General features: G+C 45.0%; 22 protein-coding genes and 2 tRNA genes. 15 read left to right on the top strand and 9 right to left on the bottom strand.

The window, feature by feature from the left end:
• Positions 1-2 precede the first annotated feature (2 nt).
• From M3202_RS14045 to M3202_RS13980, 14 genes are all read left to right on the top strand, one after another.
• Entirely contained in the window at positions 3-1,202 is a 1,200-nt protein-coding gene (locus tag M3202_RS14045; protein ID WP_251223962.1) for a hydroxyacid-oxoacid transhydrogenase, read from the top strand.
• 66 nt (positions 1,203-1,268) lie between these two features.
• A complete protein-coding gene (locus M3202_RS14040) occupies positions 1,269-2,039 on the top strand; it encodes an electron transfer flavoprotein subunit beta/FixA family protein (RefSeq protein WP_251223961.1) in 771 nt (256 codons plus the stop codon).
• A gap of 14 nt (positions 2,040-2,053) precedes the next feature.
• Positions 2,054-3,034: an electron transfer flavoprotein subunit alpha/FixB family protein gene (locus M3202_RS14035; protein ID WP_251223960.1), complete on the top strand. Its 981-nt coding sequence runs from the start codon at positions 2,054-2,056 to the stop codon at positions 3,032-3,034.
• Positions 3,035-3,147: 113 nt separating this feature from the next.
• Positions 3,148-5,244 carry a (Fe-S)-binding protein gene (locus M3202_RS14030; RefSeq protein WP_432805976.1) on the top strand — a complete coding sequence of 699 codons (2,097 nt, stop codon included), beginning with the start codon at positions 3,148-3,150 and terminating at the stop codon, positions 5,242-5,244.
• An 87-nt stretch (positions 5,245-5,331) separates the two neighbouring features.
• Positions 5,332-6,405 carry a metal ABC transporter solute-binding protein, Zn/Mn family gene (locus tag M3202_RS14025; protein ID WP_251223959.1) on the top strand — a complete coding sequence of 358 codons (1,074 nt, stop codon included), beginning with the start codon at positions 5,332-5,334 and terminating at the stop codon, positions 6,403-6,405.
• Between the two features lie 383 nt (positions 6,406-6,788).
• On the top strand, positions 6,789-7,013 hold the full coding sequence (locus M3202_RS14020) for a spore coat associated protein CotJA (RefSeq protein ID WP_349774157.1): 225 nt from the start codon (positions 6,789-6,791) through the stop codon (positions 7,011-7,013).
• Between the two features lie 5 nt (positions 7,014-7,018).
• On the top strand, positions 7,019-7,285 hold the full coding sequence (locus M3202_RS14015) for a spore coat protein CotJB (protein ID WP_251223957.1): 267 nt from the start codon (positions 7,019-7,021) through the stop codon (positions 7,283-7,285).
• Between the two features lie 16 nt (positions 7,286-7,301).
• Entirely contained in the window at positions 7,302-7,871 is a 570-nt protein-coding gene (gene cotJC, locus M3202_RS14010; protein ID WP_251191901.1) for a spore coat protein CotJC, read from the top strand.
• 101 nt (positions 7,872-7,972) lie between these two features.
• A complete protein-coding gene (locus tag M3202_RS14005) occupies positions 7,973-8,398 on the top strand; it encodes a BrxA/BrxB family bacilliredoxin (protein ID WP_251223956.1) in 426 nt (141 codons plus the stop codon).
• Positions 8,399-8,585: 187 nt separating this feature from the next.
• A complete protein-coding gene (locus M3202_RS14000) occupies positions 8,586-8,948 on the top strand; it encodes a hypothetical protein (protein ID WP_251223955.1) in 363 nt (120 codons plus the stop codon).
• A 76-nt stretch (positions 8,949-9,024) separates the two neighbouring features.
• Positions 9,025-9,099, top strand: a tRNA-Arg gene (locus M3202_RS13995).
• A 305-nt stretch (positions 9,100-9,404) separates the two neighbouring features.
• Positions 9,405-10,076, top strand: coding sequence for a GTP pyrophosphokinase (locus M3202_RS13990; RefSeq protein ID WP_251224057.1), 672 nt, complete (start codon positions 9,405-9,407; stop codon positions 10,074-10,076).
• Positions 10,077-10,096: 20 nt separating this feature from the next.
• Positions 10,097-10,522 (top strand): PH domain-containing protein, encoded by a 426-nt coding sequence (locus tag M3202_RS13985; protein ID WP_251223954.1) that lies wholly within the window; start codon positions 10,097-10,099, stop codon positions 10,520-10,522.
• A gap of 106 nt (positions 10,523-10,628) precedes the next feature.
• Positions 10,629-10,701: transfer RNA gene (locus tag M3202_RS13980), tRNA-Val, on the top strand.
• A gap of 269 nt (positions 10,702-10,970) precedes the next feature.
• Here M3202_RS13980 and M3202_RS13975 read toward each other — a convergent pair.
• Together M3202_RS13975 and M3202_RS13970 are read right to left on the bottom strand one after the other, a co-directional pair.
• Positions 10,971-11,759: an SDR family NAD(P)-dependent oxidoreductase gene (locus M3202_RS13975; RefSeq protein ID WP_349775621.1), complete on the bottom strand. Its 789-nt coding sequence runs from the start codon at positions 11,757-11,759 to the stop codon at positions 10,971-10,973.
• Between the two features lie 86 nt (positions 11,760-11,845).
• The gene (locus tag M3202_RS13970; protein ID WP_251223952.1) at positions 11,846-12,214 is read right to left on the bottom strand and encodes an ArsR/SmtB family transcription factor; all 369 of its coding nucleotides are present in this window, start codon (positions 12,212-12,214) and stop codon (positions 11,846-11,848) included.
• A gap of 268 nt (positions 12,215-12,482) precedes the next feature.
• Between M3202_RS13970 and M3202_RS13965 the strand changes: the two genes are divergently transcribed.
• Positions 12,483-13,025 (top strand): ATP-binding protein, encoded by a 543-nt coding sequence (locus M3202_RS13965; protein WP_251223951.1) that lies wholly within the window; start codon positions 12,483-12,485, stop codon positions 13,023-13,025.
• Positions 13,026-13,259: 234 nt separating this feature from the next.
• On the opposite strand, the gene M3202_RS22710 is transcribed toward M3202_RS13965, so the two are convergent.
• The 7 genes from M3202_RS22710 to M3202_RS13930 form a co-directional block, all read right to left on the bottom strand.
• The gene (locus M3202_RS22710; RefSeq protein WP_432805975.1) at positions 13,260-13,538 is read right to left on the bottom strand and encodes a hypothetical protein; all 279 of its coding nucleotides are present in this window, start codon (positions 13,536-13,538) and stop codon (positions 13,260-13,262) included.
• 474 nt (positions 13,539-14,012) lie between these two features.
• The gene (locus tag M3202_RS13955) at positions 14,013-14,150 is read right to left on the bottom strand and encodes a hypothetical protein (protein WP_251223949.1); all 138 of its coding nucleotides are present in this window, start codon (positions 14,148-14,150) and stop codon (positions 14,013-14,015) included.
• Positions 14,151-14,706: 556 nt separating this feature from the next.
• On the bottom strand, positions 14,707-15,006 hold the full coding sequence (locus M3202_RS13950) for a hypothetical protein (protein ID WP_251223948.1): 300 nt from the start codon (positions 15,004-15,006) through the stop codon (positions 14,707-14,709).
• A gap of 44 nt (positions 15,007-15,050) precedes the next feature.
• Positions 15,051-15,530, bottom strand: a complete 480-nt coding sequence (locus tag M3202_RS13945) for an immunoglobulin-like domain-containing protein (protein ID WP_251223947.1) — start codon at positions 15,528-15,530, stop codon at positions 15,051-15,053.
• Positions 15,531-15,780: 250 nt separating this feature from the next.
• Entirely contained in the window at positions 15,781-16,182 is a 402-nt protein-coding gene (locus M3202_RS13940) for a DUF1259 domain-containing protein (RefSeq protein ID WP_251223946.1), read from the bottom strand.
• 56 nt (positions 16,183-16,238) lie between these two features.
• The gene (locus M3202_RS13935; RefSeq protein WP_251223945.1) at positions 16,239-16,379 is read right to left on the bottom strand and encodes a hypothetical protein; all 141 of its coding nucleotides are present in this window, start codon (positions 16,377-16,379) and stop codon (positions 16,239-16,241) included.
• Positions 16,380-16,600: 221 nt separating this feature from the next.
• Positions 16,601-17,107, bottom strand: coding sequence for a DUF3231 family protein (locus M3202_RS13930; protein WP_251224056.1), 507 nt, complete (start codon positions 17,105-17,107; stop codon positions 16,601-16,603).
• Positions 17,108-17,467 lie beyond the last annotated feature (360 nt).

Here is a 17,467-nt window from a genome sequence, read left to right as displayed (position 1 = left end):
GAGTGAGAAACGTATGGACATTTACGAGTGCCGGGTCAATTGTCTTTGGCAACGGATCATTGCAACGGCTTCCGGGAATTGTTGAACGCTTCAAGGTGACGCGCGTAGCGGTAGTAACCGACAAGGGAATCATTCAAGCCGGTTTGCTTCAACCGCTACTAACTGTGCTTGAGCAGGCGGACATTCAACCGGCGGTTTACCAGCAGGAAACGACGGAGCCGTCTGTCGCATCCGTTTCAGCCTGTTTTACTGAGCTCAAAAAAAGCAGCCCGGAGCTGTTTATCGCTCTGGGCGGCGGTTCAAGCATCGACTTGGCGAAGATGACCTCTTTATTGCTTTCCCATGGAGGACCGCTTTCAGACTATTACGGAGAGAATCGTGTACCGGGAGCGATACGTCCAGTCATCGCCATTCCAACGACAGCCGGGACAGGCGCCGATGTTTCGCCGGTCGCGGTCGTGACAGACGATGAGACAAAGCTGAAAATCGGCATCTCCGATCAGAATTTGCGACCCGCTGTCTCGCTTCTCGATCCGGAGCTGACGCTGAAGCTGCCTCCGTATTTAACAGCATGTACGGGGATGGACGCGTTATCGCAGGCGATTGAAGCTTACTTCGCCAAGGATCATCGCTATATCGAAGCAGGAGATAACGTCATTTATCAAGGAGGAAACCCGCTTTCCGATCAGCTAGCCGAAAAAGCAATTGAATTAATTGGCCGCAATCTTCAGCTTGCTGTTCATCAGGGCAGTCATCTTGAAGCGAGAGCGAACATGATGTTAGGCAATCTTTTTTCCGCATTGGCATTTACAAACTCGGGGACATCACTGATTCACGCTCTCGCCTATCCGATCTATGAAAACAGTGAACGGCCTCATGGCGAGATTATCGCCTTGCTGCTCCCATATGTCATGCAATATAATGCTTCCGTCTGTACAGAGAAGTTTGCGCGAATTGCCGAGCTGCTTCGGGTGACTACTGGCGGGGAGACCGCCGGGCAAAAAGCTGAGCAGGCCATTTCAGCTGTTTTTCAGCTCGTCGCCGATCTCGGCTTACCGACGAAGCTGTCGGAAATCGGCATTGAGCATGACCATATTCCCGGGATTGTCGCGAAGGCGCTTCCGCTTGAACGTCTCGTCCGTTTAAATCCGCGAACAGCAGTAGCTAAAGAGGTTGAAGAAGTGTTATATCAAGCTTTATAAAAGCCGAAAAGAGAAAAGCAGAAGTTTCATTGTAAACGATTACAGTAAAGAGGAGTGGAGAAGCGAATGAACATTTACGTCGTCATGAAACAGACTCTTGATACAGAAGAAAGGATCGCGATTGATCAGCAACAAATTGTCACCGAAGGGGCGGAGCTGATCATTAATCCGTATGATGAATACGCGATTGAGGAAGCGGTGCAACTAAAAGAAGCGCACGGTGGGGACGTAACGGTTGTAACAGTGGGAGGCAGTATAGCGGAAAGCGCCTTGCGAACCGCTTTAGCCATCGGAGCTGATAAAGCTGATCTGATTGAGGTCGACGAGCAAACCGAACTCGATTCTGCGGCGACAAGCATGCTGTTCGCCGCCTATTTTCAAGACCGCGAATATGACCTGATTGTAGCCGGAAATGTCTCAATTGACAACGGATCAGGCCAGGTCGGTCCCCGTTTGGCTGAGGAATTGGCGATTCCGGCTGTGACAACGGCGACGAAGCTTACGGTCAACGAAAACAAGGCGACGGTAGAGCGCGATGTCGAAGGAGATCTGGAAATTGTTGAAGTTCCTCTCCCGGCCCTCATTACCGCCCAGCAAGGACTGAACGAGCCGCGCTACCCGTCGCTGCCAGGTATCATGAAAGCAAAGAAGAAGCCATTAACAGTCCTTGAGCCGGAGGAGCTTGAAGTAGCAGTCGAAGCGCTAAAAGCAAAAACGAAAACAATCAAGCGCTATCTTCCACCGGAGAAAAAGACCGGGGTGATGCTTGACGGAGACATTCAGCAGCAGGTTTCCGAATTAGTCTCGCGCTTAACGACTGAAAAGAACATTTTATAGGAGGAGTGGAGACAATGAGCCAAAACATGTTTGTTCTCGCTGAAATTCGTCACGGTGCATTGCGCCACGTTTCATTTGAAGCGATTGCGGCGGCAAAAAAACTGACCACAAGCGGCAAAGTAACGGCGGTGCTGCTTGGGGAAAAGGTGGAAAGATTCACAGAGCTGTTGTTTCAGTACGGGGCCGACCGTGTGATCATCGCTGAGCATCCGGACTTAGACGCTTATCGGCCAGAGGCATACAAGCAGGCGCTGCTTCAGATTATTGAAGAGGAGAGACCGGATGGATTCCTTTTTGCCCATACATCCCAGGGGAGAGACCTTGCGCCAAGAATCGCCGCAAGCTTGAAAAGCGGTCTAATCTCGGATGTTGTCAAGCTCGAGCTTGTCGATGATCGAGTCGTATTCACTAGGCCGATTTATTCTGGAAAAGCATTTGAAGAAAAGATAATCGAGGAAGGAATGATCATGGCGACGATTCGTCCGAATAACATCCAGGCGGCAGAAAGCGATCCGTCACGCAGCGGCGAAATAAAAACGGTTTATCCGGACATAAAAGATTTTCACACTACGATTAAAGATATTGTGGAAAAAACAACGAGCGGTGTCGATCTGACGGAAGCTAACATTGTTGTCGCCGGCGGGCGCGGTGTCAAAAGCAAGGACGGATTCCACCCGCTCCAAGAGCTTGCCGATGTACTTGGGGCAGCCGTCGGTGCCTCCCGCGGAGCATGCGATGCCGACTATTGCGATTATTCCTTGCAAATTGGGCAAACCGGCAAGGTCGTGACCCCTGACCTCTACATCGCTTGCGGGATTTCAGGAGCGATTCAGCATGTTGCCGGAATGTCAAACTCGAAAGTGATCGTCGCGATAAATAAAGATCCAGAAGCACCGATTTTTTCGATTGCAGATTACGGCATCGTCGGCGACCTTTTTGAAGTGCTTCCCGTTTTAACGGAAGAATGCAGAAAGGTAGTCACTAGTAAAGCGTAAAACATAGACAGGGAGTGGCTAAAAAAGACGGGAAATGCCAAAAGGAAAACAGCCCATTTGGCACCCGTACACTCTCACTAATACAAACGTCATCACGAAAAGGAGTGGGAAAGGTGGACGTTTTTCTAGTTATCACGAGAATCTTGTTTGTTATGATAACGGGCTATGCTCTTTTTTTATTTGCCTCGCTTGTCAAAACACGGTACCAATTTGTCAAGCTCGGTAAAAAGCCTGACTTCCAACAGACAATGAAAGAGCGGATTCGGGCGGTGATCGTCAATGTCTTTGGACAAAAAAAGCTGTTAAAGGATCGAAAAAGCGGGTTGATTCATCTCGTCTTTTTTTACGGATTTCTGCTCGTTCAGTTCAGTGCGCTCGATGTTATCATGAAAGGATTGAAGCCGAATGCTCATTTGCCGCTGGGAAGCTTTTATCCTTATTTCACGTTCATCCAAGAAGTGATCGTTTTCCTCATTTTACTTGCCGTGCTTTGGGCTTTTCACCGTCGATATATCGAAAAGCTAGCGCGGTTGAAGCGAGGCTGGAAATCAGGGCTTGTACTATTGTTTATAGCTGGTTTGATGTTATCGAAGCTCGGCGCCAAAGGAATGGAAAAAGTGTGGCTCGATAAGCCGTTGTCAGGCTTTGAACCGCTGGCTTCCGCGATCGCTTCTGTCGCCGCCCAATTGCCACATGCCGCTGCCGGGGCCGGCTTTTATTTTTTCTGGTGGTTGCATTTATTATTTTTACTCGTCTTTTTAGTCTATATTCCGCAGTCGAAGCATGCCCACCTGCTCGCCGCACCGTTAAACGTCTTTCTCGGGCAAACCCATCAAGTTGGCCAGCTCGTTCCGATTGATTTTGCGGACGAGACACAGGAAACGTTTGGTGTCAACAACATCGAGGACTTTAATCAGAAACAACTGCTCGATTTGTACGCCTGTGTCGAATGCGGCCGCTGTACGTCGATGTGTCCGGCAACCGGGACAGGGAAGCTGCTTTCCCCAATGGATTTAATCGTCAATATGCGCGATCATTTAACGGAAAAAGGAGCGGCCCTCACCTCGCGTTCCCCCTGGCTGCCCAGCTATGCCTTTTCTGGGACTACAGCCAATCAACTCGCGCGGCAGGCGGCCGGACAAGAGGAAGTTGCCGTCGCTTATGACGACCAGATTATCGGAAACGTTGTAACGGAGGAGGAAATTTGGGCATGTACGACCTGTCGTAACTGTGAAGATCAGTGTCCGGTTATGAATGAGCATGTTGATAAAATCATCGATCTGCGACGCTATTTGGTACTGACAGAAGGCCAATTACCTGCGGAAGCGCAACGGGCGATGACGAATATTGAGCGCCAGGGAAATCCGTGGGGATTGAATCGGAAGGAACGGGAAAAGTGGCGGCTTGACGTGGAAGAGCTGCAAATCCCGACGATGAAAGAATGCCAACAGCAAGGGCTCGAGGTTGAGTATTTATTTTACGTCGGCTCAATGGGATCATTCGATAAACGGAGCCAAAAAATCGCCCAGTCGTTTGCCCGTGTGCTGCATAAAAGCGGGGTGACGTTTGCGATTCTCGGAAACGAAGAGAAAAATTCCGGCGATACACCGCGCCGTCTCGGGAATGAATTTTTGTTCCAGGAGCTAGCGGCAGCAACAATTGAACGATTTAACGCTTATCAAGTGAAAAAAATCGTGACGATTGATCCGCACGCGTACCATACATTTACTCATGAATATCCTGATTTTGGTCTGAATGGCGTGGAAGTATTTCATCATACAGAGCTGTTAGCGGAACTGATTCGTGATGGGAGACTTGCGCCAACCTATGAAGTAAAAGAAACCGTCGTCTATCACGATTCCTGCTATTTAGGGAGATACAACGATGTTTACAGCCCGCCGCGTGAGATTTTACAAGCAATTCCCGGGCTTGAACTGGTCGAAATGAGCCGCAATCGGGAGAATGCGATGTGCTGCGGAGCCGGCGGCGGAATGATGTGGATCGAAGAAGAAACAGGAAGCCGGATCAATGTCGCCAGGACGGAGCAGGCTCTCGCCGTGGACCCTAGTATTATTAGCAGTGGCTGTCCGTATTGCTTAACGATGCTGGCCGACGGCACGAAGGCGAAAGAGGTGGAAGAAACCGTAGAGACACTAGATGTCGTGGAGCTGCTAGAGAGGTCATTATTCGGTCGAGATGGAATAAAATGAAGCAAGAGCTGCCGGTTTACAGATCAGAAGAATTCCGATATACTTCTTACTTGTGATAAAGCGTAATGGTTACGAAAGGGGAAGACCATGAAAAAGAATGGATATCGGTTTGTTCTGCTAAGCGCGCTTTTCTTTCTAATTGTAGCTTGCAGCAACAATGAAAACGAGGCGGGCGATCAGGAACAAGGAGAGGAAGAGACAGACGGCGCTACGGAGGCTCTTGAGATTTACACGACTATATTTCCGCTTGAGGATTTCGCTAATAAAATCGGGGGAGAGTATGTTCATGTCACGAATCTTGTCCCGGTTGGGGCGGACGCCCATACATTTGAGCCGACGGCAAGGGATATGATCAGCGTCGCAGAAGGAGATGCTTTCATTTATAATGGAGCGGGACTGGAGGGCTTTGCTGCAGCTCTGATTGACACGATAAACGGCGAAACCGTCGCCATTGTGGAAGCGGCAAAAAATATAGACCTAATCGATACGAGCGATACTGAACCAAGTGAAGAAGGGCACGCTCATGAGGAAGGCGAGTCCCATGCGCACGAGGAAGAGCATGCTCATGAAGGAGAAGATGCTCACGCGCACGAGGAAGAGCATGCTCATGAAGGAGAAGATGCTCACGGTCATTCTCATGATCAGGATCCGCACGTATGGCTTGATCCAATTCTTTCGATCTCAATGGCCGAAGAAATTAAGAATGCCCTGATCGAACTGATGCCAGAGCAGGAAGAGACATTTTCAAGCAATTTTGCAGAGCTGAAGGCCGAGCTCGAAGCATTGGATGCTGAATTTACGGCGATGGTTGAGCAAGCCGAAAAAGATACATTTCTTGTTTCGCACGCCGGCTACGGCTATTGGGAGCGCCGTTATGGCTTGACGCAAGTTGGCATCTCGGGTATTTCACCAACGAGTGAGCCGTCGCAACGCGAATTGCAACGGATCATTGAGTTCGCGAAGGAAAACAATCTGCAGCATGTCATGTTTGAGCAAAACATTTCCACCAAGGTGGCCGAAGTAGTCACAAATGAAGTTGGTGCCGAGCCGCTTTACCTTCACAACCTTGAAGCACTTGTCGAAGAGGATGTGCAGCAGGAGGAAGACTATTTCAGTCTAATGAGACAAAATATTGAGTCATTGCGCACCGCTCTACAGTAAGATAAATCGCAAAGAGGTCGTTGCATCGGGTATTTCCCTGCTGCAGCGGCTTTTTTTATGGATAGAAAGGGAGCACAAGTAAGGAGGCGGCGTCTGCCGCTGCAAAAAAAAAAAATCCACTTTTACGATCTTGGTCATTCTAAAAAAACAGTTGGATGAATATGGTTAAATAGTGCGCGACATAACTGAGGCCACTGAAAACCTTCCTTTTTCGTAACTCGAAGAAGAGTAATGGCTCCGCGCGTTGCGCGCCTTGCTTCGACAAACTCACTCGTAGCAAGGCTTTCAAAATCAGGCAACGGCTACGCTCATTACGAAAAAGCTGCTGAAAAAAGTGAAAATCGTCCTTTTTCAGCAGCTTCACATAACTGGAGGTGTTTAACGTGAAGGAGTTTTCGCAACGAAAGTATTACCACCCTTATGTCAGTCCATTTGATCCGTGCCCGCCGATTTTAGTGAAGTCGTATGAGACACCGCCGCAATTGTATTTAGGCTTTCAGCCATATGGCCTTCCACAGTTTTCTCCACAGGAAGCGTTACGCTATGGAACGCTATGGCCGGCGCTTTATTCTCCTTATGACAATCCTTATGAGCAAGGAAGGGAGTGAGAAGAATGGCACAGAAACAGCTTCCGGAAGAATTTTATCCATTGATGGAGGAGCTTCAGGCTGTCGATTTTGTCCTCGTTGAGCTGACATTGTACCTTGACACCCACCCGAATGATCAGGCCGCAATCCAGCAATTCAACGAGATGGCCGAATACCGGCACCATGTGAAATACCAGGTTGAGCAGTACTTAGGCCCATTGCAGCAATTTGGCAACAGCTATAGCGGCTACCCGTGGAACTGGATTGACGCGCCGTGGCCGTGGCAGTTATAAAAAAAGGGGGACCATTATGTGGATTTATGAAAAAAAGCTGCAATATCCAGTGAAAGTGAGCACATGTAATCCGATGCTTGCCAAATTTTTAATTGAGCAATACGGCGGGGCGGATGGTGAGCTTGCGGCGGCGCTTCGCTATTTGAACCAACGTTACACGATTCCTGATAAAGTCATTGGCTTGCTGACCGACATCGGTACAGAGGAGTTTGCCCATCTTGAAATGATTGCGACGATGGTCTATAAGCTGACAAAGGATGCCACACCGGAGCAGCTGAAGGCGGCCGGGCTTGGAGATCATTATGTGAATCATGGGGAAGCCCTCTTTTACCATAACGCGAGCGGAGTGCCGTGGACGGCGTCCTATATTCAGGCGAAGGGCGATCCGATTGCTGATTTATATGAAGATATTGCCGCAGAAGAGAAAGCGCGCGCCACGTATCAATGGATTATCAATCTATCCGATGATCCGGACTTAAATGATGGGTTGAAATTTTTACGTGAACGGGAAGTAGTCCATTCCCAGCGTTTCCGTGAAGCGGTGGAAATTTTAAAAGAAGAACGGGATAAAAAGACAGTCTTTTAAATGGGTGATCGCCTCAATGATAGTCATGCTCAATGCAAAAGAATTGGTTTTCTCCGTGAAACGGGTTACAATAGGAGCAAAGAGTAGTGAGGTGAAGAAGGATGGAATTTAACTTTTTAATGAATGATGTCGTAAAAGTCGCGCGTCAGGAAATGGACGCTGCCGGCTATGAGCAGCTCACGACTCCAGAGGAAGTCGATGAAGTGCTTCAACAAAAAGGGACAACGCTTGTCATGGTCAACTCAGTTTGTGGCTGTGCCGGCGGTATTGCCCGTCCGGCTGCAGCTTATATGCAAAATTATGAAACAAAGCCTGACCGTTTCGTGACGGTTTTCGCCGGGCAGGATAAAGACGCGACAGCAAGAGCGCGCGAATATTTCAAAGGCTATGCGCCATCATCGCCATCATTTGCGCTAATTAAGGACGGCGAAATCAAAACGATGGTGGAACGGTACGAAATTGAAGGCCATGAACCGATCCAGGTCGTTCAAAAGCTCGAAAAAGCATTCGACGAGTATTGCGGATAAAACGTTCAAAGCCGGGGGCGATATGTTTCGCTCCCGGCTTTTTTAAGGATAATCGAGGAAAGACGCTCATAAGAAACGCCGCTAGCGGCGTTTCTTATTTCAAATGTCTGCATTTCACTTTGCATATTCACTCTTACTATCGAAGTATGCTATAATAGCCCAGAGTTTGAAAAAGGAGTGTAGACGCATGCTATCACTATATGATCAAATCCAGGTTTATTTAAACATGGAGGAAGAGATTTCGTTTAAGGAATTCAGCGATTATTACAAGCGCGTGCTTGATGAGCTTGGCCAAAACCATGAAACATTTGATGAGGAAGACGTATGGAAGCATTTATTTGTCGTCGAAAACGTCATGTCAAATGCGGAAGGTCGCGCAAAGCAGGGCAAAGGCGCAGAAGCGAAGAAATATGCGAAAATGGCGCAGCGTTTAGAGCTATGGGCGAAGAACTTTGGCGGCCGCCTGGCTGAAGCCGGCTATACGGAAGAGAATATTAACGAACGCTTCAATAAAATGTTTGAAGAAGATGCTCCCGTCAATCAATCGTAATTCTAGTAAGAAAGCAGCAAGATGTTGACATCTGCTCTTTCTTACTTTATAATAGAAGATGTTGCTTAGCTATTGTGCGCCTATGGTGAAAGGGATATCACACGAGATTCCGGTTCTCGCGTTGTAGGTTCGAGTCCTACTAGGCGTGCCAAATGTACATATTATAAAGCCTTTTTCCTTTTTGGAAGAAAGGCTTTTTTGTATTTTCTAATAGTAATGCAAATACCGCCAGAAGGTCGGCCGTGTTTTGCAGTGGGAGAAACCGGGTAGTAGTAGAACGGTGCTGCGTTTCGGTCATCAAACCTTCCTTTTTAGAAATTGACTTTCTCTACGCAATCGCTCACAATAAGAAGTGAGTTCTACTATCATATTGAACTGGAGAGGAATAACGTGAATCCCGCCACAACAATTGATTTAAAACGATTAAAAGCCTATCGTACTGAAGCCACTCGTTTTATGATGACGTATAAGTTTGCTTTAGACGAAATGAATACGAAAATTAAAATTTTACAAGAAGAATTTCAGCTGATTCATGATTATAATCCGATTGAACATATCAGCTCGCGTTTAAAATCACCAGAAAGTATTTTAAAAAAGCTTCACCGCAAAAACTATCCCATCACTCTGGAAAGTATTAAGGACAACATTAAAGATGTTGCCGGCATCCGAATCACATGCTCGTTTCTGACAGATATTTATCAGCTGAGCGACATGATCCAGAAGCAGGGAGACATCAAAGTCCTTGAGGTGAAGGACTATTTGCGCGACCCGAAGCCAAACGGCTACCGCAGCCTCCATTTGATCATCGAGGTCCCGGTCTACATGTCCGACCGCCAAAGCAGTGTATGTGTTGAAGTCCAAATTCGGACGATCGCTATGGATTTCTGGGCGAGCCTGGAACACAAAATCTATTACAAATACAACAAAGAAATCCCAGAGCGCCTCCTCCTGGAACTGAAAAATGCCGCCGACCTCGCTGCGGTTCTTGATAAAAAAATGGAGGATTTGCATAAGGAAGTCGGGGAGCTGAAAGATCAGGACGACGCCGATGAAATTGAAAAAATGATCAACAAAAACGAAAAAATCCATCTCCCGTCAAATTTCCTGACCTCGCTGTTTAACGATTAATCTTGCCGGCAGGTGCACAAATGAACTTTAAGTCGAGACGAGACACCGTCACAACCGTTACCATTTGGCTGACCGCCAGCTTGATGATCATCCCGTTTTTCACAAGGGAACTAATTAGCTTTTTCATTCTCGCACCGATTTGCACCCTGCTGCTCTGGTGCTGGTTTCAAACAGACTACACGCTCAAGCACGACGAAATCCGGATTCGCTGCGGCCCTTTTCGCAAACGCATCCAGATCGCTGAGATTAGACGAATAGAAGCAACTAGCTCGCTTGTTACAACCTTTTCTTTAGGGCTCTCCCTGAAACGAATCATCATTCATTACGGCGCAGGCTACTCTCTCGTCGAAATCTCGCCCCAGCAGCAAGACGAATTTATCAAAGCCGTTACGGCGATCAATCCACATATCGAACTATCAGGACTGGCCGATCCGAAGCCCCGTTGACCGCCAGTCCCTCCTATACAAAAAAATAATGTTGACAACCTGAAGAATTTGCTGTATATTTATAAATGTCGCAGGGCAGACACCCTCAAAAGCAAATTACATATGCGATCTGTTAGCTCAGTTGGGAGAGCGCCACCTTGACAGGGTGGAGGTCACTGGTTCGAGCCCAGTACAGGTCATCCCGCAAAACCCTTGGTATTCAAGGGTTTTTTGTTTTGTCTGGAATTATCAGATGGGAAAAATTAGTCGATTTCACCCTCGGTGGTCAAGAATTGGTCAAGAATGTGTTTCTGGTCAATTAACTTGAGAGAAAGGCTACAGGAGAGATCTTAACAAATTACTGTTGCTAAAAGGACGTAAAACCGACAATATGAGCAGTTGGTTTTCCTGCGCTAACGATTAACGACTTGTTGAGTTTGGTATTTCGTTATCGTCCTCTTTAGAGATGCTACTTTTTGGTCAAAGCTGATTGAAATACAGCTTTAGCGAATTTCACGACCGTGCTCCGGGGCAGGAAACGTGGCAATTGAGCCATAATAAAATTATTTCGCCCAACGATTGTATGGCTACGACCCTTTTCTACAGCCTTAAATGCTGCGTTTACGACATCTATCGGTTCCATGCGCTTACTTTTCAAGCTATCTGTACCGGATACTGCATGAAATGAACTCTTCGTTTCTCCGGGGCATAATGCAACGATTTGAATGCCGCTATCTCTGTATTCAGCCCATAATGCTTCCGTGAAGGAGAGGACATAAGCTTTCGTCGCACCATATACCGCCATATACGGTGTCGGTTGAAATGCTGTCATTGAAGCGACATTGATAATTATCCCTTCCTTTCTTTCAATCATGGAGCCAATAAAATGATGAGTTAATTCAGTTAAGGATAGAACATTTAGCTGAATTTCTTGATGAATACGAGTGGACAAGATTTGATTGAAAACACCCATCGTTCCAAACCCCGCATTGTTAATAAGAATGTCGATTGTTATTCCTAAATTTTCAACTTCCTGACCTAATTTCTGTGCAGCGGTAATTGACGAAAGGTCAACTGAAAGAGGAATTGCATTGATCAAATACGTGTCCTGAAGGTTATGTGCGAGTTGTTTAAGTTTATCCTCTGACCGGGCGACCAATAGTAAGTTACATCCTTTTTTAGCGAGTTCGTTTGCGAAAACCTCCCCTATTCCGGATGATGCACCTGTTACCAAGGCCGTCTTCTTTGAATAATTCATTTGCATTACCTCCAACAATTATTTTAAATGATTAAACATTTGAACGTTTATTTCAAAAAAAGACTTTCTTCATTTTGGAGAGAAAGTCATGGATGTTCTTCAAACGCTTTAGCAGGGTCATCCGATAGGCTTTCGGCTGCATGAATGATTGCTTTAAGCTGGTCTATCACTGAGTTCTCAAGCGTTAAGCTGTAATAAACCTCCGTCTTCTCCTTCACAGAGTCTAAGATGCCTGCTTGTTTAAGTATTTTTAAATGATGAGATATGGCCGGCCTGGACAAATGAGATTGCTCCACAACTTGTGCAACGTTCATTCGTTTAGCTATCATAAACATCATTAAAATATCCTGTCTTACGGGATCCGCAAGCGCTTTGAAAATATCTGTGGACTTACGAATTTCATCTAGCAGAGCTTGCTTCTTTTCTAACAATACGCTTTGGCTTCGCTCCTTCAACCCATCACCCCTAGATCAAATGATTAAGTGTTTGATTATTTGTTTTAATATAGCAGATAGCTTTTAAAAAAGCAATGGTGGATTCTAAATAGATGATTACATTTGAAGGGGACGGCATTTGTATTTTGAAAACAAGTCTAACCAATGACGGATAAGAAAGTTTCATCTTCACTAAACCTAAAGTGAGTTGACTTGTTCTGTTTATCTGAAGGTTGATATACTTACACAAACGATGCAGAAGAGTGGAAAAGGGAAGTGAGGAGGAACTATGAAAAATAACATTCACATTATGGGAGCTTCAGGGGCAGGTACTTCAACACTGGGTTCTGCATTAGCAGAGGTTTTGCCTCATGCTTATTTTGATACCGATGATTACTATTGGGCAACTAAATTCACTAAAAAAAGGGACATTCCTGATAGAAGAAGGATGCTTGAAAAGGATTTATCGCAAAATGAAAATTGGATTCTTTCTGGTGCATTATGCGGCTGGGGAGATCATTTTAGAAGTGATTTTGACCTTGTTGTCTTCTTATGGATTCCGCAAGATATAAGACTCGAAAGGCTAAAACAGAGAGAATTTCAGCGTTATGGGAATGAAATAGTAGCTGGTGGCAGCAAACATGAACAATATAAGGCATTTTTAGAGTGGGCTGCTTTATATGACAGTGCTGGAATGGAAGTTAGAAGTAAGACGTTGCATGAAAGTTGGATGGCAAACTTGCCTTGTCCAGTTTTAAGAATTGAAGGGGATTATTCAGTGAAGGAACGAGTTAATAGTGTCCTCGAGTACTTAAGCTCTAATTCGTGTTAGTATGAGTTTGAACAGCTAAGCAAGGCTTGGTTTTTAATATGATAGTTAGAGGCCACTGAAAAAGGACGATTTCCACTTTTTCAGCAGCTTCGATATTCAAGGGTTTTTTGCTTTGTTTTTAAGGCGAGTTTAACAACAATCATACTGACAATTGGGATGGGCTGTGTGTATGACGAAGAAATCCTTAGTTAGGCAAATACACATTTCTGAAAATACAAGCTGCTAGGTAAATGACTAAAGAATACTATGAGGTAACCTTAAAGTAGAGAGGAAGTGCAGCTTTGTATCCAAGTCATGGAAATCTGTATTATCAAGCTCCTTATGGTCAGGATGCTTCTTTTTCTTCAAGTCCATTTCAAGAGAACATGACTTACAGCGGAGATGTTGATGAAAGACAATTTGGCCAATGGTTTCTTCCAATAGGATTGCCACCAGGACTGCCTGGTCTCCAACCTCCGTTTGGACCGCCGAGTCAAGGCCAAGCAGGTGGACCACCACAAACGCCACCGCCATCAACCGTTCCTGCACAGACACAACAAATAGAAGCTTTCGCAGTTGATCCGGGGGGCATTAGAAGATGTTTATTCCGGTTTACGTACGTATGGTTAAGAGGCTTTCAGCAATTTTGGTTTTATCCAATCTTTGTCGGTCGAAACTCTATTGCCGGGTGGCGTTGGAATGGATTTAGATGGGTGTATTTCGGTATAAGCTTACGACAAATTCAATCATTTACTTGCTTCTAGCAAATAGAGTTTCTCCGTTAGTACTCGTTTGAGAACGAATCGAAATTATTTTGCTGTTCAAAATTGGCTTAAAGGTAGCTTGAGAGAGCAAACTGGAGAATTCAAGCGATTTCTCGCTGATGGCATATTTTGATGCGCGAAAAAGGAATGAGTGTAGTGAACCGAAATGAAATAGACCCCTCTTAAGTCGAAAGCTTAGGAAAGTCTATTTCTTTTGTCTTTTGAGCCACGTGGCAATTGTAGCTTACGTTGTGGATTTTCTTGTGTTAAATAACATGCCGATCAGCAGTGCTGCGAACAAACCGATTAAAGCGCCGGTGTATTCATAGTTGATGTATCCGATGATAAGACCGGATGAAATCAGAGTTAGAGATAATCCCATTAAATCCCTCCTTTTGGTGAGCTTAAAATTTGGCGGATAAGGTTAAATATTCCATCGATTCAATTAAGAAATCGACCCTGCCCTCTTACTGACTTAATGAATCCGGCAGGTAAGTTTGAAAAAAGATAATCCAGATGTTTACTACCTTAGCAGGATAACGAAAGGAAAATGCTTTGTGAAGCTGCTGAAAATGAAGGTGAGTTCTTGGTGTGGAAAAGAAGTGGCGACCACTGACGAGAGGACTACAAATTCATTAAAGGATTTGATTAAGATTACCACAGTTGAGGGTGGAAGTCAAATTAAGGTATACGAATGAGTTCATATGTGGTGCAGAGTTGAAGGGGATGGAGTATGAGGTTGAACTGTAATATAGTATAAAATATAAGCAGAGGGTTATTTCCTATGGTAAATCGGGCGATGAACATGATAGTGGCAGATTATGATGAAAATGGGTAGAACTATTAAAAGAGAAGCGCAGATAATTAGGAGGCCACTGGAAGCACAAAAACCCCGCCCACATCAGCAAGGGTTAGAGTGAGTTTTCCGTTTGCGATACTCATTCATTCACTTCCACGACCTCTTTCGCGAACCAGTGAATGTAGCCGCATTCTTTACAGATTAACGTTTTTGCTGTGTCATTAAGCCACTCTACATCAAAAAAAGTCATGGCTCTTGTATTGAGTAATGTCTCATCTAATTCAAATTTGTCATGCTTGCAGTGGACACATCTTATCTCGATTTCATTTGCTTTATATTTTTGCCCGATCGCTCTTCGTTTTCTTTCTCTTTCCATTTCTTCAAACTTTTCTTCGCCTTCTTTTCGCAGCTCTTCTAAACGCTTTTTATTGTAATACACTAGTCATTCCCCTTTCTTCTCTGTATGCTATCAAGTTTGATTCGCTATTCAATGGTGAATTCCGCTGCCAAATCGTATTTGTCATAGTCTCCTGGCTGTCTGAAATCGAGTATATTTTTTATAATACGGTAATGGCCCGAATCGAGGCTGCCATAGAGCCACTCCCAATCAACTGGCCAATCGAGGACAGTTGTAGAATCTAACCTATAGCCAATAGCATCAAATCCATAATTGTCGCCAATGGAGACTGGAACTTCATACCAGCTTCCATTGATGTTCTTCTCAAGCAAAAAGTATTCACCATAGATCATCTGTTTATCGGTGCTGTTTTCAAATGTAACTGTCAAACCAGTAGAGGAGAGTGTTCCTTCCTTCGCCTTCATCGTTACCCCGTCTATGCTGTTGACGGTTTCAATCTGGCTCCGTTCCCAGTCAGCTGCCTCGCTATGATGAGCACCTCCACATCCTGACAGGAGCAGCAAGCTTAGTGCCAAACAGAATTGAGAAAAGTCAGACCTGCTCATGTTTATCGCTCCTTTTTCACCTGCTTCGTTCTCGACTCATTTTTTTCCTTATGCTGTACTTTCAACAAAGAAGCGTGCCAATCCTTCTAACGATGGAATGATTCACAGTTCGGCGGTTTTAAAGTAGTATAATCATACTGTATAAAAATGACTAAGGAGTTATTTTTTTAAATATAGTGTAGGATGGAGGAAGGATAGGCAGACAAAAAGCTGTCTCAAGAAGCATGGATGGACGCTTCTTGAGACAGCTCTACTGCTTTAATACTGTAAAAGCCTCAGCCGTTTTTTGCGCGAAGGACAGTGGTGGCTCCACAGACTGAAAGTGGACGTACAGAATAGGCGGATCGGTGAAAATCCAATGATTATGAATCGCGCTGACGACCAGATTGTTTTTGACAAGCATATGAATAAATAAAGGTAGTTCCTCCTGCAGAACGGCGACTTCCCCGAGGTTAAGGGCGTTGCCTTCATGATCAAGTGATTCAAACGTGATCCCGGCCGGAACCGCACTCCGGCTTATGCGGCCCTGGATCGTGACATGAAGATGGCGCCCGATTTCCACTGAACAAACGCCCTGTTCCATTTTAGGCTTGCCATTCACGGTGTGAGCATATTGCTGACAAAGGTTTTGCCAATAATCCACTTCATTCACCTCACTCTTATTCAACAGTATATGAATGAAGAGTGACGGTAGAACGGCTTCAAAGGCTAATTTTTATTCCCCTGTCTCAAGTCCTCCCGTAATTTTCTTATTTCTTCGGTCTGGTTCAGCACATTATTATTTAACCTGCGAATCGCGTCAAACACACAAAAAACCCCGATGAAAGTTAACAAACCAAATAAGTCCATTTCAAACATCTCCTTTATCCACTCTTCTTCTTAACAATAAAGCAGATAAAGAGAGATGTAAATGAATGTAAAGTATAAAAGGGCCCGCACCATTTGTTGGTCATTTGATTTGAGTGAAAAAGGGGGGACGCCGACTTTTCCTAAATCGGTTTTCGAAGCCGATTATTCGGTTCTTTGCTTTCATCTGAAAAGAAAGGGATTCAAGGGGCAAAGCGCCCCTGCTATTCTCCTTTGTTTGGATGTAAAGGAGGAGGTATTAACCAGCCTTTTTCTTTGCTGAGTTTTAAAGCTTTAGCTGCAAATTGTGCTTTACTTGTATGAAATTGTCCGTACATCATGGCGATATCTTCCCTGATGGATTGCCCCATTGCCTGACTGCAGGCGACTAATCCGGCCGCTGCATCCTTTGAAAGAGCAGCCCCTATTTCAGGATCGATAAATCTTGCCCCGACTGGAATATCTTCTAAGTTGGCGACAGGGCGATCCGCTTGGGCCGGTGGAGGAGCAACACCATTTGCTTTAAGTATTTCTTGCAGTTGCTGATTCTCAGTTTGCAAACCGTCAATGCCTTCTTTAATTAATTTCTTTAGATCCTCGTCACCTGCATGGTGATAAAAGGCTTGATACGCAGAAATCATTCCATTATTTCCTAATACATTTGACCATACAGTAAATACTTCTCCATAATGCAAAGGTTCATCTTGAGGATTACCGCTTAAAATACCCATAACAACACTCCTTGTTAATTTTTGAACGTTCATCATTTTTTCTCCTTTAAGAAAGGTAATACGAAAATTAGTATTTAATATGTGGGACTGGATTATTCAGGATTACTCAATAATATTTGTCAGATATTTTAGGGGAGAACCTGCTGAATTTATCTGACGACGATTTTTCACATTAATTGAGCCTAGACGGGCACCTAAAATCAGTTTGTAAATACACTGAAGTGAAAGTATTAAAAGGAGCATTCCTGTAATGAAGAAATTTGAGGATTGAACAAAAAAGAGCCCTCTTGGTATTATACGAGGTGTCCAAAGCTTCGAAGCAAAAATGGACCCTTAAATTAGTAACCAAGGAGGACTCGT

It is taken from the genome of Halalkalibacter oceani, assembly GCF_023715605.1.
Lineage (GTDB): Bacteria > Bacillota > Bacilli > Bacillales > Bacillaceae_D > Halalkalibacter > Halalkalibacter oceani.
This window is presented reverse-complemented; position numbering and strand designations above follow the sequence as displayed.

Coding starts and splice junctions, on each gene's coding strand:
- M3202_RS14040 (WP_251223961.1), top strand. CDS start 1,269: ATGAACATTTACGTCGTCATGAAACAGACTCTTGATACAGAAGAAAGG.
- M3202_RS14035 (WP_251223960.1), top strand. CDS start 2,054: ATGAGCCAAAACATGTTTGTTCTCGCTGAAATTCGTCACGGTGCATTG.
- M3202_RS14025 (WP_251223959.1), top strand. CDS start 5,332: ATGAAAAAGAATGGATATCGGTTTGTTCTGCTAAGCGCGCTTTTCTTT.
- M3202_RS14015 (WP_251223957.1), top strand. CDS start 7,019: ATGGCACAGAAACAGCTTCCGGAAGAATTTTATCCATTGATGGAGGAG.
- cotJC (WP_251191901.1), top strand. CDS start 7,302: ATGTGGATTTATGAAAAAAAGCTGCAATATCCAGTGAAAGTGAGCACA.
- M3202_RS14005 (WP_251223956.1), top strand. CDS start 7,973: ATGGAATTTAACTTTTTAATGAATGATGTCGTAAAAGTCGCGCGTCAG.
- M3202_RS14000 (WP_251223955.1), top strand. CDS start 8,586: ATGCTATCACTATATGATCAAATCCAGGTTTATTTAAACATGGAGGAA.
- M3202_RS13990 (WP_251224057.1), top strand. CDS start 9,405: ATGATGACGTATAAGTTTGCTTTAGACGAAATGAATACGAAAATTAAA.
- M3202_RS13985 (WP_251223954.1), top strand. CDS start 10,097: ATGAACTTTAAGTCGAGACGAGACACCGTCACAACCGTTACCATTTGG.
- M3202_RS13975 (WP_349775621.1), bottom strand. CDS start 11,759: ATGAATTATTCAAAGAAGACGGCCTTGGTAACAGGTGCATCATCCGGA.
- M3202_RS13965 (WP_251223951.1), top strand. CDS start 12,483: ATGAAAAATAACATTCACATTATGGGAGCTTCAGGGGCAGGTACTTCA.
- M3202_RS22710 (WP_432805975.1), bottom strand. CDS start 13,538: ATGGCGGTGGCGTTTGTGGTGGTCCACCTGCTTGGCCTTGACTCGGCG.
- M3202_RS13955 (WP_251223949.1), bottom strand. CDS start 14,150: ATGGGATTATCTCTAACTCTGATTTCATCCGGTCTTATCATCGGATAC.
- M3202_RS13945 (WP_251223947.1), bottom strand. CDS start 15,530: ATGAGCAGGTCTGACTTTTCTCAATTCTGTTTGGCACTAAGCTTGCTG.
- M3202_RS13935 (WP_251223945.1), bottom strand. CDS start 16,379: ATGGACTTATTTGGTTTGTTAACTTTCATCGGGGTTTTTTGTGTGTTT.
- M3202_RS13930 (WP_251224056.1), bottom strand. CDS start 17,107: ATGGGTATTTTAAGCGGTAATCCTCAAGATGAACCTTTGCATTATGGA.